The 15,739-nt window shown below is 38.5% G+C and carries 13 protein-coding genes; 11 read left to right on the top strand and 2 right to left on the bottom strand.

Annotated elements, in window-relative coordinates; translation table 11 throughout:
• The first annotated feature begins 72 nt into the window (after positions 1-72).
• From uvrB to LS41612_RS19435, 11 genes are all read left to right on the top strand, one after another.
• Positions 73-2,052 carry an excinuclease ABC subunit UvrB gene (gene uvrB, locus LS41612_RS19485; protein WP_024362496.1) on the top strand — a complete coding sequence of 660 codons (1,980 nt, stop codon included), beginning with the start codon at positions 73-75 and terminating at the stop codon, positions 2,050-2,052.
• Positions 2,053-2,059: 7 nt separating this feature from the next.
• On the top strand, positions 2,060-4,924 hold the full coding sequence (gene uvrA, locus LS41612_RS19480) for an excinuclease ABC subunit UvrA (protein ID WP_024362497.1): 2,865 nt from the start codon (positions 2,060-2,062) through the stop codon (positions 4,922-4,924).
• Positions 4,925-5,212: 288 nt separating this feature from the next.
• Positions 5,213-6,391 carry a DUF4097 family beta strand repeat-containing protein gene (locus LS41612_RS19475; protein ID WP_024362498.1) on the top strand — a complete coding sequence of 393 codons (1,179 nt, stop codon included), beginning with the start codon at positions 5,213-5,215 and terminating at the stop codon, positions 6,389-6,391.
• 280 nt (positions 6,392-6,671) lie between these two features.
• The gene (ftsE, locus tag LS41612_RS19470; protein WP_024362499.1) at positions 6,672-7,358 is read left to right on the top strand and encodes a cell division ATP-binding protein FtsE; all 687 of its coding nucleotides are present in this window, start codon (positions 6,672-6,674) and stop codon (positions 7,356-7,358) included.
• Complete coding sequence (gene ftsX, locus LS41612_RS19465; protein WP_024362500.1) at positions 7,348-8,232, top strand: permease-like cell division protein FtsX; 885 nt, start codon at positions 7,348-7,350, stop codon at positions 8,230-8,232. Before ftsE ends, ftsX begins: the two co-directional genes overlap by 11 nt.
• Positions 8,233-8,418: 186 nt before the next feature.
• Positions 8,419-9,720, top strand: coding sequence for a murein hydrolase activator EnvC family protein (locus LS41612_RS19460; protein WP_024362501.1), 1,302 nt, complete (start codon positions 8,419-8,421; stop codon positions 9,718-9,720).
• Positions 9,721-9,979: 259 nt separating this feature from the next.
• Complete coding sequence (locus LS41612_RS19455; protein WP_024362502.1) at positions 9,980-10,600, top strand: hypothetical protein; 621 nt, start codon at positions 9,980-9,982, stop codon at positions 10,598-10,600.
• Positions 10,597-11,184 carry a peroxiredoxin family protein gene (locus tag LS41612_RS19450; protein WP_024362503.1) on the top strand — a complete coding sequence of 196 codons (588 nt, stop codon included), beginning with the start codon at positions 10,597-10,599 and terminating at the stop codon, positions 11,182-11,184. The genes LS41612_RS19455 and LS41612_RS19450 overlap by 4 nt, the downstream gene beginning before the upstream one ends.
• Before the next feature lie 250 nt (positions 11,185-11,434).
• Positions 11,435-12,883, top strand: coding sequence for a S41 family peptidase (locus tag LS41612_RS19445; protein ID WP_024362504.1), 1,449 nt, complete (start codon positions 11,435-11,437; stop codon positions 12,881-12,883).
• 124 nt (positions 12,884-13,007) lie between these two features.
• Positions 13,008-14,189: a PDZ domain-containing protein gene (locus LS41612_RS19440; RefSeq protein WP_024362505.1), complete on the top strand. Its 1,182-nt coding sequence runs from the start codon at positions 13,008-13,010 to the stop codon at positions 14,187-14,189.
• Positions 14,189-14,413 carry a DUF2198 family protein gene (locus tag LS41612_RS19435; protein ID WP_024362506.1) on the top strand — a complete coding sequence of 75 codons (225 nt, stop codon included), beginning with the start codon at positions 14,189-14,191 and terminating at the stop codon, positions 14,411-14,413. The genes LS41612_RS19440 and LS41612_RS19435 overlap by 1 nt, the downstream gene beginning before the upstream one ends.
• A gap of 167 nt (positions 14,414-14,580) precedes the next feature.
• Here the strand turns inward: LS41612_RS19435 and LS41612_RS19430 are convergent, their stop codons facing one another.
• Together LS41612_RS19430 and LS41612_RS19425 are read right to left on the bottom strand one after the other, a co-directional pair.
• Positions 14,581-14,907, bottom strand: a complete 327-nt coding sequence (locus LS41612_RS19430) for a branched-chain amino acid transport AzlD family protein (RefSeq protein ID WP_024362507.1) — start codon at positions 14,905-14,907, stop codon at positions 14,581-14,583.
• The gene (locus tag LS41612_RS19425) at positions 14,904-15,635 is read right to left on the bottom strand and encodes an AzlC family ABC transporter permease (RefSeq protein WP_024362508.1); all 732 of its coding nucleotides are present in this window, start codon (positions 15,633-15,635) and stop codon (positions 14,904-14,906) included. The genes LS41612_RS19430 and LS41612_RS19425 overlap by 4 nt, the downstream gene beginning before the upstream one ends.
• Between the last annotated feature and the right edge of the window lie 104 nt (positions 15,636-15,739).

The raw sequence follows: 15,739 nt of genomic DNA, 5'->3' as shown, positions 1-15,739 counted from the left end.
TAAATGTTCGATATTTTAGTACTGCTATGCTAAAATAAATGTACAAATTGGAAGGAAAGGACGGGAACATGCGTGCAAACATTTGATTTACAGGCGCCATATCAGCCTAACGGGGATCAGCCACAGGCGATTGCGGAATTAGTGGAGGGTGTACGGGAAGGGAAACGACATCAAACTTTGCTTGGTGCAACAGGAACGGGCAAAACATTTACGATTTCTAATGTTATTCAGCAAGTAAAAAAACCAACGCTGATTATGGCCCACAATAAAACACTAGCGGGTCAATTATATAGTGAGTTCAAAGAGTTCTTCCCAAATAATGCAGTTGAATACTTTGTGAGTTATTATGATTACTTTCAGCCTGAAGCGTATGTTCCACAAACAGATACGTATATCGAAAAAGATTCAAGTATTAATGATGAAATCGACAAGCTGCGTCACTCAGCCACATCGGCTCTTTTCGAACGGGATGATGTCATCATTATTGCTTCAGTGTCTTGTATATATGGTTTAGGTTCTCCTGAAGAATATCGCGAATTGGTTGTATCGATTCGAACAGGTATGGAGATTGAACGCAATCAATTGCTTCGGAAATTAGTAGACGTGCAATATGAACGTAATGATATTAGTTTTACACGCGGGACGTTCCGTGTGCGAGGTGACGTTGTCGAAATTTTCCCAGCCTCTCGTGATGAACATTGCGTTCGTGTGGAATTTTTCGGAGATGAGATTGATCGCATTCGAGAAGTCGATGCGTTGACAGGAGAAATATTGGCAGATCGCGACCATGTAGCAATTTTCCCAGCTTCCCACTTCGTTACACGCGAAGAAAAAATGCTGAAAGCGATTGACAATATTGAACAAGAATTAGAACAACGTCTTGCGTTATTGCGAGCAGAAGATAGGCTATTGGAAGCACAGCGTTTAGAGCAGCGTACGCGCTATGATTTAGAAATGATGCGTGAAATGGGCTTTTGTTCAGGTATTGAAAACTACTCACGTCATTTAACATTGCGTGAAGCTGGTGCAACACCATACACATTACTCGATTACTTCCCAGAAGACTTTTTGCTTATTGTCGATGAGAGTCACGTGACATTACCACAGGTACGGGGTATGTATAACGGGGACCAAGCACGAAAAGGGGTACTAGTGGAGCATGGATTCCGTTTGCCTTCTGCACTAGATAATCGTCCTTTGCGTTTCGAGGAGTTTGAACGACACATTCATCAAGCCATTTATGTATCAGCAACGCCTGGTCCATATGAACTTGAACATACGCCGGAAATGGTGCAACAAATTATTCGTCCGACAGGGTTACTTGATCCATTAATTGACGTGCGCCCGATTGAAGGGCAAATCGATGATTTAATTGACGAGATTCATGACCGTATTGCGCGCAATGAACGTGTCCTCGTTACAACATTGACGAAAAAAATGTCGGAAGATTTATCTGCTTATTTGAAGGAAATGGGCTTAAAAGTGGAATACTTACATTCAGAGATTAAGACATTAGAGCGGATTGAAATTATTCGTGAACTTCGTAAAGGTACATATGATGTACTAATCGGCATTAATTTATTGCGTGAAGGTTTAGATATTCCTGAAGTATCGCTGGTGGCGATTTTAGATGCGGATAAGGAAGGCTTTTTACGTTCGGAACGTTCGCTTATTCAAACAATTGGTCGTGCGGCACGTAATGCAAATGGACATGTTATCATGTACGCAGATAATATGACAGATTCGATGAAAAAGGCGATTGATGAAACGAAACGTCGTCGTTCAATTCAAATGGCCTACAATGAGGAACATGGCATTACACCGAAAACAATTGTCAAAAAGATTCCGGATGTTATTCGTGCGACACAAGTGGCAGAGGAAGAGGAATCGTATGTTACAAAGGCAACGAAAGGCAAGAAGTTGACGAAGGCAGAAAAAGAGAAATTGTTGGCATCTCTTGAAGTAGAGATGAAGGAAGCGGCTAAAGCGCTTGATTTCGAACGAGCAGCTGAACTACGAGATACAATATTTGAATTGAAAGCAGAAGGGTGATTGGCTTGTGAAAAATACAGAAATCGTCGTGCAAGGCGCACGAGCACATAATTTAAAAAATATAAATGTCACAATTCCACGTGATCAATTAGTCGTGTTAACAGGTTTATCGGGTTCTGGGAAGTCTTCCTTAGCGTTTGATACGATTTATGCCGAGGGGCAACGTCGTTATGTAGAATCGCTATCTGCCTATGCGCGCCAATTTCTCGGCCAAATGGATAAACCAGATGTAGATGCAATTGAGGGGCTATCGCCTGCCATTTCAATCGATCAGAAAACGACAAGCCGTAATCCACGTTCCACAGTTGGAACCGTTACGGAAATCTATGATTATTTACGTTTGCTATTCGCTCGTATTGGGAAGCCAATATGTCCAAATCATGGTATAGAGATTACATCGCAAACGATTGAGCAAATGGTGGATCGTTTATTAGTTTATCCAGAACGTACGAAAATGCAATTACTGGCACCGATGATTTCAGGTCGTAAGGGAACGCATGTTAAGTTACTAGAAGACTTGAAAAAGCAAGGCTTTGTACGCGTACGGATTGATGGTGAATTACGCGATTTAGATGATGCGATTGATCTTGATAAAAATAAAAAGCATTCGATAGAAGTTGTAGTCGATCGTGTTGTTGTTAAAGAGGGGATTGCTGCTCGTCTTAGTGATTCGTTAGAAACAGCCCTTCGATTAGCTGAAGGACGCGTTCTTGTTGATGTCATGGAACATGAAGAATTATTATTTAGTGAACATCATGCCTGCCCATTATGTGGTTTTTCAATAGGGGAGCTAGAGCCTCGTATGTTTTCATTTAACAGTCCGTTTGGAGCATGTACAAGCTGTGACGGGTTAGGAACAACGCAGGAGGTTGATTTAGAACTAATCGTGCCAGATTGGGAACGTTCATTATTAGAGCACGCCATTGCACCATGGGAGCCGACAAGCTCACAATATTATCCACAACTATTAAAGGCAGTATGTGATCATTACGCGATTCCGATGGACGTACCTGTCAAAGATTTACCTAAAGAAAAGATGGATAAGATTTTATATGGTTCTGGTAAAGATAAAATTCGCTTCTATTATGAAAATGAATTTGGCAATGTACGAGATCAGATGATTGAATTTGAAGGTGTGGTGCGTAATGTAGAGCGCCGTTTTAAAGAAACAACTTCTGATTATGTACGAGAGCAAATGGAGAAATATATGGCACAGCAAGCTTGTCCATCTTGTAAAGGTTACCGATTAAAGCCCGAAACATTAGCTGTGAAAATTGGCGATCAACATATTGGACAAGTAACAGAGTATTCGATTCAGGAGGCAGATACGTTTTTCAAAGAGCTCGATTTATCTGAAAAGGATATGCAAATTGCGAGACTCGTATTGCGTGAAATCGAGGAAAGACTTGGCTTCCTAGTGAATGTAGGGTTAGATTATTTAACATTAAATCGTGCAGCTGGAACACTTTCAGGTGGAGAAGCACAACGAATTCGTTTAGCAACACAAATTGGCTCTCGCTTAACAGGTGTACTCTATATTTTAGATGAACCATCCATTGGACTACATCAGCGAGACAATGACCGTCTTATTAGTACGCTACAAAATATGCGAGATATCGGCAATACACTTATTGTTGTCGAGCATGATGAAGACACAATGCTAGCGGCAGATTATCTGATTGATGTTGGACCGGGCGCCGGTGTACATGGTGGTCAAATTGTAGCAGCAGGTACGCCACAGGAAGTCATGGATAATCCACAGTCGTTAACAGGCCAATATTTAAGTGGCAAGAAGTTTATACCACTACCAGTAGAGCGTCGTAAACCAAATGGGCGTAAATTGTCTATAGTGGGGGCAAAGGAAAACAATCTACAGAACGTCAAAGTAGATGTGCCATTAGGTTTATTTGTAGCAGTAACAGGTGTATCTGGATCAGGTAAATCAACACTAATTAATGAAATTTTATATAAATCATTAGCCCAAAAGCTCAACCGTTCAAAGGTAAAGCCAGGCGCACATAAAGAAGTATCCGGGATCGATGAATTGGAAAAGGTTATCGATATTGACCAATCGCCAATAGGAAGAACTCCTCGCTCCAATCCTGCAACGTATACGGGTGTCTTTGACGATATTCGCGATGTGTTTGCCACAACAAATGAAGCGAAAGTACGTGGCTATAAAAAAGGACGTTTTAGCTTTAACGTTAAAGGTGGCCGTTGTGAAGCATGTCGGGGTGACGGGATTATTAAAATTGAAATGCATTTCCTACCAGATGTATATGTGCCATGTGAGGTTTGCCATGGAAAACGTTACAACCGTGAAACACTTGAAGTAAAATATAAAGACAAAAGTATTGCTGATATTTTAGATATGACAATTGAAAATGCCGTCGTGTTTTTCGAAAATATCCCTAAAATCCAACGTAAATTACAAACGATTGTTGATGTTGGCTTAGGATATATGAAATTAGGTCAACCTGCGACAACACTGTCTGGTGGTGAGGCGCAACGTGTCAAATTGGCATCTGAATTACATCGTCGCTCAACAGGTAAGTCATTTTATATTTTAGATGAGCCAACGACGGGCTTACATGCAGATGATATTGCGCGTTTACTAATTGTTTTACAACGACTTGTAGAAAATGGGGATTCGGTGCTCGTTATTGAGCATAATTTAGATGTTATTAAAACAGCGGATTACATTATTGATCTAGGACCAGAAGGTGGCGACAAAGGAGGTACCATTGTTGCAACGGGTACACCAGAAGAAGTAATGGAAGTGGCTGGCTCTTATACGGGTAAATATTTAAAACCGATTTTAATACGTGATCGACAACGTATGGAAACGGCTTTAACAGAAGCAACAAAATAAATTTTTTACAAACAGCAAAAAGAAAAAAATTATAAAAATTTGCTCTGTTTCTGAGGGTGAGATTTAAGACCTTGTACGCTAAAGCATTTGGCACAGCTAGCATAAGTCTTATTTTCACTCTGGAAATGTAGCAGATTTTTTAAATGACAGTATCAAAAAAACATCTAGATAGCAGGCATGAAAACTTTTTTACTGTATGACAGTGCATGCTTTTTCTTTTTTCAGTGAAACTTTTCACATATGGAGACGTATAAATAAATATAACAATCTGTGGGAGGCTATACCATTATGCAAAATGAACGTCAACGAATTTTAGAACTTGTGGAAAAAGGAACTATTTCAGCGCAAGAGGCGATTACATTATTAGAAGCATTAGAGCAACCTAGCAAGTCCACTGATAGCAGTATGAACGATACGTCGAATACGGATCAGCAATCCTCAGCAGAAAAAGAACCAATCTTTAAAGAAGAACAAAAAAAGAAAGAGGCAGATTTCACAAAGCATTTCCAAGATGAAATCCATGATTTTCGTAAAGATTTAACACAAATTGGCTCACTCTTTATGGATATGATGAATACGGCAGTAAAAAAAGTAAAAGAATTCGATGTTTCTTCACCATTTGGAGATAAGTTTGAATTTACTCATACCGAAGAACTTGCAGCAGCGCATATAGAAAATATTATGGTTGAGCTACCGAATGGTAATTTTTCATTAGAACCGTGTGAAGGTGATACTTTCCAAATTATTTGTAAGGTCAAAGCACCTCTAGTGAATGATAGTGAGGAAGAAACACGTAATCATTTCTTGGAGCAATTTGTTGTGAAAAGTGAAGAAGACTCACTACGAATTTTAAGTCAATTAAAGCTAGTACAAGTAAATGTACAAGTACTTGCACCAAAGGAAAAATTAGATAAATTATCTGTCCGTTTAATGAATGGTGGCGTAACTTTACAAAATATCGAGCTGGAGCAATTAAAGCTGAAAACATTGAATGGTGCAATTAAGGGCTCGAAGCTAGTATTTACGAAGGCGGAAGTGGATTCATCGAATGGCTCCATCGAACTAACGGATGTTCGTGGTAAAGATTTAGAAGCTGAAACTTTGAATGGGCGCGTATATTTAGATGGTGCATTAGATGAAGTAGAAGCAAAATCTATAAATGGACATGTTGTAGTGACAACATGCTCTAGTAAATCTTCAAAAATTAAAGCACATACTGTTGCAGGTGCTGTAGAAATATATGTACCACGTACAATGTCGTTAAGCGGTAAAATTGTAACGAATTTTGGTAAAGTAGATGTCGGTATTCAAGATGCGTCGAAAATTGAGACACAAGATCAATTTTTATCTAAAGTAGTCCGTTTTGATAAAGAAGTGGAAGATGCCAACCGTCTATTTATTGAAGGCGAGTCGAAAACAGGTGCAGTTTTAGTACGTTATACAACGACTGACGAGCAAGAAATGTAAAATAAGGAGCATTCAAGCAAAGAGATGAAACAGCTTGAATGCTCTTTTGTATTTTCAAATGAAGCAATAAACAGGAATCGACTAGAACTTTCCATCGATTCCTGTTTTATTTTGTTGGTGTTTGATAGATTTATATAAAATATTCCAAAAAATATTAATTAACTAGGAGAATATTCCAACGAATGAAATAAAACTGTAATAAAAAATCATAGATTGAGTGCTATAATAGAAAAAGGAATACATCTTACATATATAAGAGGTTTAGGTGGTTTAAAAAATTATGATAGAAATGAAAAATGTGACAAAAAAGTACCCGAATGGTGTAGTTGCGACAAATGGCATTTCGGTTAATATAAAACAAGGTGAGTTTGTCTATGTTGTTGGTCCAAGTGGTGCAGGTAAATCGACATTTATCAAGTTAATGTACCGCGAGGAAAAAGCAACTTCAGGTGAAATTACTGTTAATGGTATTGATTTGGGCAGTTTGAAAAATAAAAAGGTACCTTTTTTGCGTCGGCAACTCGGTGTTGTTTTCCAAGATTTCAAATTATTACCAAGGTTGAACGTCTATGAGAACGTAGCATTTGCTCTAGAGGTAATTGAAGAGGAGCCCGTAGAAATTCGTCGACGGGTTATGGAAGTTTTAGAACTTGTTGGCTTAAAACATAAGGCAAGAATGTTCCCAAATGAACTTTCTGGTGGTGAGCAGCAACGTGTCTCCATTGCACGTTCCATCGTCAATGTACCAAAAGTTGTGATTGCTGATGAACCAACAGGAAATCTAGATCCCGAGACATCTTGGGAGATTATGAATTTATTTGAAGAGATTAATGCACGGGGTACAACAATCGTAATGGCAACCCATAACCGTGAAATAGTAAACACTATTCGTCGACGGGTTATAGCGATTGAAGGCGGTATGATTGTCCGTGATGAGCACGGAGGTGACTACGGCTATGAAATTTAATACGGTAAAACGCCATTTTCGAGAAAGTGTTAAATCACTTGGACGTAATAGCTGGATGACAATTGCTTCTGTCAGTGCAGTTACGGTGACTTTAATATTAGTAGGTGTATTCTCACTCATTATGATGAACTTAAACAAAGTTGCATCTGATTTAGAGAACGACGTTGAAATAAAAGTGTTAATCGACGAAACGGCAGATGAAGCTGCTGAAAAAGCGTTATTAGCAAAGATTAAAAAATTGCCAGATGTTGCGGAAATGAAATATTCCACAAAAGAGGATGAATTAACAAAGTTAGTAAAAGATTTTGGGGATGACTTTAAGCTTTTTGAGCAAAGTAACCCGTTACGAAATGTCATTTATGTAAAGGCGGCAGATCCACAACAAACAGCAAAAGTTGCAAAGACAATTAATAAGTATGAATATACATACGATGTTAAGTACGGCGAAGGTAAAGTAGAAAAACTTTTCAACTTCCTAAATATTAGTCGTAATGTGGGGCTTGTGCTGATTTTAGGGTTATTATTCACTGCGATTTTCTTAATCTCTAATACGATTCGTATTACGATTATCGCGCGTCGTGATGAAATAGAAATTATGAAACTAGTAGGGGCAACAAATTCATTCGTGCGTATTCCATTCCTTTTAGAAGGTATGTGGCTTGGAATTTTAGGCTCTATTATTCCGATTGCGGTTGTCGCAACACTTTACCACAATGTTTATAAAATTATTGCACCTCGTTTACAAGGTGAGCTCGTGCAACTATTAGATTTCTCACCACTTGTTTACCAAGTGAGCGCTCTGATACTTCTTATTGGTGTGTTAATTGGTATATGGGGAAGTTTCATGTCTGTACGTAAGTTTTTAAAAATTTAACTTGCTTTGTGGCAATAGTCATTCGTTTTGTAGGGCCAAATCAGGTAGTAACGGTGCCAAAGAATGTCACAGATTTCAAAAGCAGATTCTGCCGACGCGTAAACTTAGCTAAATTTGCACCACAATTTAAAGGCTTTTAAAACGGCAAAGTTTATGGGAATTAAATATCGAAGGGGAGTCCATTAGATGAAAAGTATAGCGAAAAACTCTATAAAAGCATTTGCGGCAACAACTGCACTACTTCTTTTTATCCAAACTCCATCAGCGTATGCAAATAGTTTATCGGATTTAAAAGAAGAGAAAAATCAAGTAGAAACAAAGAAAAATCAATTGAATTCTTCTATTAGTGGTAAAGAAAACGCCATTAATGCAAATAAAGAAAAGCAACAAAAACTATTAGATCAAATTCAAGCGTTAAATGCTGAAATTGACAAAACAAATAGTGATATTAAAAATATATTGGCTGAAATAAATGCTACAAATGATGAGATAAAAGCATTAGAAGGAACTATCGAAGAACTTCTTCGCAAAATTGAAGAGCGTGATTTATTGTTACAAGATCGTGCACGAGCAATTCAAGCTGGGGGCTCAGTTAGCTACTTAGATGTACTACTCGGTTCAAATAGTTTCGTAGACTTTATCGATCGTTTCTCTGCTGTCAATTCATTACTTGAAGCAGATCGTCAAATTATTCGCGATCAAAAACAAGATAAGCAAACTTTAGAAGAGCAAAAACAAGTTCTAGAAGGCAAACGCCAAAAGCTTGAAGAACAGAAAGCAAAGCTAGTAGGTTTAAAAGCATCATTAGATGGACAGAAAAAAGAGAAAAACACATTAGTTGATCAGCTAGAAAAAGAACAAGAGAAACTAAAGTCTGAAAAAGTATTACTTGAAAAAGAGTATTCAGAGGCACTGGAAATTAGTGCAGAATTACAGCAAAAAATCATTTCCGAGCAAAACCGTTTAGCGGAAATTGCCCGTCAACAAGAGGCAAAACGTAAAGCTGCAGCGGCAGCTGCTGCGGCGGCTGGGAACTCGGGTTCAAGCTCTGGTTCTACGGTGAATGCACCAGCATCAGAAGGTACTTGGATTAAGCCGACAAATGGTCGTTTAACATCACCGTACGGCTGGCGTAACCTTGGAGCCGGTCCAGAATTCCATTATGGTGTTGACCTTGCCAACAAAACAGGTACACCAATTTGGGCATCTGCTGACGGAGTTGTATCCTATGCAGCACCACTAAGTTCTTATGGAAATGTCGTTATTTTAACACACTCTATCAATGGACAAATTTATACAACGGTTTATGCACATCTTAGTGCCTTTAACGTTAGTGTAGGGGATGTAGTGAACCAAGGACAGCAAATTGCAGCAATGGGTAGTACAGGTCGTTCTACTGGACCGCACTTGCATTTTGAAATTCATATCGGCTCTTGGCAAGGACAAGCAGTTGGTAGTGTGAATCCACTAAAATATATTCCATTATAATAAAGAATTAACAGAGTCGTCTTATGTTTAAGGCGGCTCTCTTTTTTATTTGCGCCAACTCGTTCGAAAAAAAGTGGACGGAATTTCATCTGTTCATTGCAATAAAATACGATATGGGGTATTTTAAAATAAAGTACTAATAAAATTTACATTCTATATATCCATTAGTAGTTTTTTTGAACACAGTGTGAAATAACATTTTTCGTAAAAGCATCTATGCTATGCTAAAAGTATCTATATTGATGGAGGATTTGTTTAGGTGATTAATACTGAGTGGTTTTCAATTCGTGCATTAACATTACCAGCAACAGCTGTTGCTTTATTACTAGCGTTTTTCATCGTATGGCTTGTTTTGCGAATACAATTTCCGAAAATATGGTCAGGGGTATATGGAGATGCCATCTTTACTTTTATACTCGTTTGGAAATTTAGCCTTATTATTACGGACTTCCAATCGGTCATTAATCAACCGCTAGCGCTTCTTTACTTTAATGGAGGAACAGTTGGAGTGTTATTAGGGGTAGCTGCTATACTGTTACAATTTTGGCAGAAGCGTCAACAGCTACAGTTTGACACTGAGGGTATAATGGCGTGTGGTTGGGCAATTATGTTAACGCAATCCATTTATCAATGGTTCGTGGTATTATTGAATGACAATCCACTTCAAAGCGAACTCATCACTTTAGTAGTGCTAAGCGTGCTAACGATTTTCATATTATGGAAAGTACCAACAACTAAGACAGCGTTATTCCTGTATACCGTTGGCTATTGTATCGTAGCTGCATTACAGCCACTTGGTTTTTGGCAAACGGCTGTTGGGGTAAGCTTCCTACTACTTCTATTAGGTATAGGAATTCAACGAATAGGAGGAAAAGAATGAAAAAAAATATTGGGTTACTTATTGTCGTGTTGTTAATAGTTGCGATGATTGGTACATATGTTAAACAGCAAATTGATAAAGAACGTGAAATTGAATCTGCATCCCTCGGTAAAGAAGTAGAAGAACGGACAGTCGGGTTAAATAAAGGTGATATACCGCCAGATTTCACATTAACAAACTTAGATGGTGAAGAAGTGACATTAAGTGAATTGCGTGGAAAAAAAGTTGTACTCAATTTTTGGGCAACATGGTGTCCACCTTGTAAAGCTGAAATGCCACATATGCAAAATTATTACGACCAATATGCCAAGGAAGATAATGTTGAAATATTAGCTGTCAACTTAACATCAGCTGAACGAGATGTCACAGCCGATGCTAAAATTGATACAGTCATGACATTTAGAGATGGCTTTGAACTGACATTTCCTATTTTACTGGACCCTGAAAATGCAGCTGGTTCAGAATATCAAGTCATTACGATTCCTACAACGTATTTTATTGATTCAGCGGGCACCATTCAGCAAGCGATAGAGGGTCCAATGAATTTAGAGATGTTAAAAAACACTGTAAATGCATTAGATTAAGTATGTGCGTGCCAGACACCCAAACAATTCTGAATTTTGTCAGAAGATTATTCAAAATAGCTAAGTAAAATCCACGAAGAATTCTGCGGCTTCCGTTGTGACCGTTGAAATCTTCGTGTTTTTTTATTGTTTGGGTGCCAGACACCCAAACAATTAGTGCCAGACACCTAAACAATTCTGAAAACCAAAACATTATTTTGTATGTTTGAAAAATATAATTCATACAGTAAAGAGACAGAGGAGGGAAGGTTTGCGCAAAATTACGGCAGGAGTCGGCGTACTTGTCAGCAGTTTATTGATAGGTAGTGGATTTTATTTTGACTGGTTTGATGGAGATGGAGCAGAGAAAAAAGTGCAAGTGACTGAGGTTGATTCGATTAATGAAGCATTACAATTAATCGAAAAAAAATCTGTGTATAGTACTAAAAAGGAAGAATTAGTAGAAGGGGCTCTGCGCGGCATGGCTGATGCTATTAAGGACCCGTATAGTACTTATTACACGAAGGAAGAAGCCGAGCAACATCGACAAATGCTAGCAGAAGAACGTGTTGGTATTGGTATTGAACTGACAGAAAACAAAGGGAAGTTCATTGTTGTATCACCTGTTCGTTCGTCGCCAGCAGAAAAGGCTGGGATGCGCTCTCTTGATGAAATTGTACAAGTTGATGGGGTAAAAGTAGATGGCAAAACAATGAGTGAATTAATGCATTTGATTCAAGGAGAAAAAGGATCAAAGATTACAATTGTTGTCTATCGTCCTAGCGAGGATAAACATATTAAAATGACGATGGAACGGGCTGCGATTTCCAATAAAACAGTAACGAGTGAGGTAGTAAAGATTGAGGATACGCCAATAGGCTATATTCAAATCTCGTTATTTGGAGAGAAGACAGCAAATGAATGGGTGACAGAAACGAGTAAATTACTACGCAAAGATATAGAAGGGCTCGTTGTTGATGTTCGTGATAATCCTGGAGGCTATTTACATAGCGTCGCAGCGCTACTAAGTACACTATTGGAAAATGGCAAAGTATTTGCCTATATGCAAAATGCAGAGGGTGCCATGGAACCATTAAAAACTGAATCGAAAAGCTTTGATGAAAATTATTTAAGTACGATGAATAAAATTCCGATTGTCATAATTCAAAATGGCGGTAGTGCTTCTGCTAGTGAAGTGCTGAGTGGTGCGTTAAAGGGCTGGAATCGTGCTTCCATTGTCGGCGTTAAAAGCTTTGGTAAAGGCACAGTACAGGAATCTTGGTCTCTAGCCAATGGGGGAGAACTGAAGCTATCAACAAATAAATGGCTGACGCCAAAACGTGAATGGATCCATGGGAAAGGAATTGAAGCTGGATTAGTGATTGAACAAAATGAATTATTTGCATTCCAATTGCATCCGTTAACAGGACAATTCAAAGTAGGTGATATGAGCGAAGAAATTGCTTATACGCAAAAAGCCTTGCAAAAGCTAGGTTATCAGATTGACCGATTAGATGGTTACTTAGATGAGACTACACAAGAGGCAGTAAAACTCTATCGCGAACAACAAAAATTAGCGCAGCCTGATAATGATATGTATGTCGATTCTACCTTTTTCAATAGTTTAAATGGCACGTTAAAGGCTTATAAAGAAGATCGCCAAAATGACTTACAATTCCAAATGGCGACGAGCTTCCTACTGCACAATATCGAACAATAGAAATACTCAAACTAATAAAAATGATGGGAAATACCAAGCTTTCTACCAGTTACTACTACGCAAGACAGTAGTCGTTTGATACAATGAATGCATAGTATTCATGATAGAAACGGCGGGTGTTCGTATGGTTAGTAATATATTAATAGAAATTGTAACAGCGATTGGCCGCTTTTTACTGAACCCAGTAGTTTATATTGCAATAGTAGTTGCTATCTTTTTAGGGTATAGACGTGTAAAGCAAGAGCGTAAATTTTTTAACAGACGTATTATTTGGGGTTGGACCGAGCTGATAGGGCAATGGAAACGAGGATGGCCTTATGCCTTAGTTATTTCACTAATAAGTCTTGGTGTCGGGCTGACAGTACCCAAAGCATACTTATTGATTTTAACCGCTATATCTTTCCTTGGTCTCTTGTTGTTTTTCATCAATGTATTGTCACCCATCTACACAATGGCAATGGCAACGTTAGCATTATGGGCGATGTACCAGTACAACTGGTCGTTCTCCTGGTGGAAGATTTCGTTGGAAGGCATCGATTTATTAGAAGGGGCTATTGTGACAATTACGATTTTAACAGGTCTAAGTGTAGTAGTGGAAGGTATGTTAATTCGTCGTACTGCGAAACAAGTAATAACGCCTAGAATCGAAAATACGAAGCGCGGAATGCAAGCTATCGTATATCGCTCAAGAAATGTTTGGGTGTTACCTATATTTTTTATCATACCAGGTAATAGTATTCCATCGGCATTGCCTTATTGGCCGCAATTTACATTGGGCGATAGTCACTTTGCACTCGTATTATTCCCAGTCGTTATCGGATTTTCAAAATTGTTAAGGAAAGAACTGCCTGTTGTTCAGTTGCCGAAAATAGGACGCTCTGTCTTATTATTAGGACAGCTGATTGTAGTAGGTGGACTTGCATCATATTTTGAACCGTTAATTGGCTTTATAACGTTAGCGTTAGGGGTATTAATTCGGATTATTATGGCAGTTTATTATGCTTGGCAAGATAAGACAGAGTCATATGCGGTTGCACCAAGCACTAAGGGTGCGGTAATCGCTGCTGTGCTGCCTGATTCACCAGCAGAAAAAATGGGCTTACTCGCAGGGGAATGTATTCGTAAAGTAAACGGACGCACGATTACAACAGAGGTTGAATTATATGAAGCTTTACAATTAAATGCTGCACATTGCCGTTTAGAGGTATTGGATCGGAATAATGAAATTCGCCTAACGCAGCATGTTATTTACAGCAATGACCATTATCGAATTGGTTTATTGTTGGCGGAGCCGAAAGAACTATGATCGATTTATATGGGAAAATGATGCTAGCATTATTTTTACCAGCATTACTCGTGTTATTGTTTACTCGTATTACGTATAACCGCTATGTAGCGTTAAGTTTGGCTATTGCACTTATTGCCGCTTCAGTATATGCAGGTTATACTTCCCCACCTATTATTTTTGTTGTTGATGCTTTTTCGTTAACGCTTGGCTTTTGGCTAGCGAGCAAAATGCACAAAAAATAAGGAGGGCTGTGTTGCTGCCTTCACTATTAAAATCCGCTCCGATTTTGCGGGCACTGTGTAAGACGTAACTTTCCTAAAGTGGATGGTTTCGTCTTACATCTTGTGCTATTTTCGCAAGCGTCTAAGCGGGTTTTTTATAGTGAAAAGGTACACATATAACAGTTTCTTTACATGAAGAATCTGACGGAGGCCATGATAATAACACCTGCTACAACTGTAATTGATAAGCTTTTTGTGACAAGTGCAATGATAAGGGTAGGCACAAATGTAATAAAGACAGGCCAATCCAATGTAACGAAATTTTTGCTTTCAGTATCCAATAAATTTTCAATAACAAGCGCACTGAGAATACAAACAGGAATGAAGCTTAGCCATTTTAAAACAACATCTGGTAGTTTCACACTACGTACGAACATAAATGGAATAATGCGTGGTAACCAAGTCACTAGTGCACAACCAATGATTAGCCACACCATCGAAGCTGTTGTCGTCATTTATCTGTCACCACCCCAATCGTTGCGACGATAACAGTGGCAAGAAGCACTGCTAGATGCGAAGGAACGACGTATGATAAGCCATACATAATTACAACCATATAGCCAATTAACATCAGGTAATGCATAATTTTATGTTTGCCCACGCTACTAAGTTGTAGCACAAGTAGAGCAATAAACATGGCAATTAGTGCAAAGTCTAAGCCCCACTTTTCAGGATTAGCCACCCATTGTCCTAGAAAGGCACCTGCAATACAAGATAGAATCCAAAATGCATACGCTGTTATATTTAGACCATCCATCCAACGACCATATAATTTACCGTTTTGCATTTGTTTGGTTACGGCCACACCAAACGTTTCGTCTGTTAATAATGTACCGAATCCAACATTCCGAAGCATCGAATAGCGCGTAAAATGTGGAGCTAATGTTAAACTCATTAATAAGTGACGTAGATTTACGACAAAAATGGTTACAATGATAGCAGAGGTAGGACTGCTTGTTAACAAGAGTGCACAAAAAATAAATTGTGCAGAGCCTGCATAAACGAGTATTGTTAGTAATGCAATTTCTACTAAAGATAGGCCAGAAGCGGAACCTACAACCCCGAATGCCAGTCCTATACTAATATAACCGAGTAAAGTAGGTACACAATCTTTAACTCCTTGTATAAAGCTATCTTCGGAAGCAGTTGTTGGTTCATTATGAAGATTTGTTGTGCTTGTCATAAAAAGGTCATCCTTTCAAAAAAGTTTCCATGTATACTTAAAATAGAATAGTTAGAACATTCACGCATGTTTATTAAAGTATACATATGTCTGATAAAATAAAC

It is taken from the genome of Lysinibacillus sphaericus (genome assembly GCF_002982115.1).
Classification (GTDB): domain Bacteria; phylum Bacillota; class Bacilli; order Bacillales_A; family Planococcaceae; genus Lysinibacillus; species Lysinibacillus sphaericus.
Note: the sequence above shows the minus strand (reverse complement) of the source record. Positions and strands in the feature narration are given on the sequence as shown.

Bases quoted from the DNA above. Each gene is read 5' to 3' on its own strand.
- LS41612_RS19475 (WP_024362498.1), top strand. From the start codon at position 5,213: ATGCAAAATGAACGTCAACGAATTTTAGAACTTGTGGAAAAAGGAACT.
- ftsE (WP_024362499.1), top strand. From the start codon at position 6,672: ATGATAGAAATGAAAAATGTGACAAAAAAGTACCCGAATGGTGTAGTT.
- ftsX (WP_024362500.1), top strand. From the start codon at position 7,348: ATGAAATTTAATACGGTAAAACGCCATTTTCGAGAAAGTGTTAAATCA.
- LS41612_RS19460 (WP_024362501.1), top strand. From the start codon at position 8,419: ATGAAAAGTATAGCGAAAAACTCTATAAAAGCATTTGCGGCAACAACT.
- LS41612_RS19450 (WP_024362503.1), top strand. From the start codon at position 10,597: ATGAAAAAAAATATTGGGTTACTTATTGTCGTGTTGTTAATAGTTGCG.
- LS41612_RS19440 (WP_024362505.1), top strand. From the start codon at position 13,008: ATGGTTAGTAATATATTAATAGAAATTGTAACAGCGATTGGCCGCTTT.
- LS41612_RS19430 (WP_024362507.1), bottom strand. From the start codon at position 14,907: ATGACGACAACAGCTTCGATGGTGTGGCTAATCATTGGTTGTGCACTA.
- LS41612_RS19425 (WP_024362508.1), bottom strand. From the start codon at position 15,635: ATGACAAGCACAACAAATCTTCATAATGAACCAACAACTGCTTCCGAA.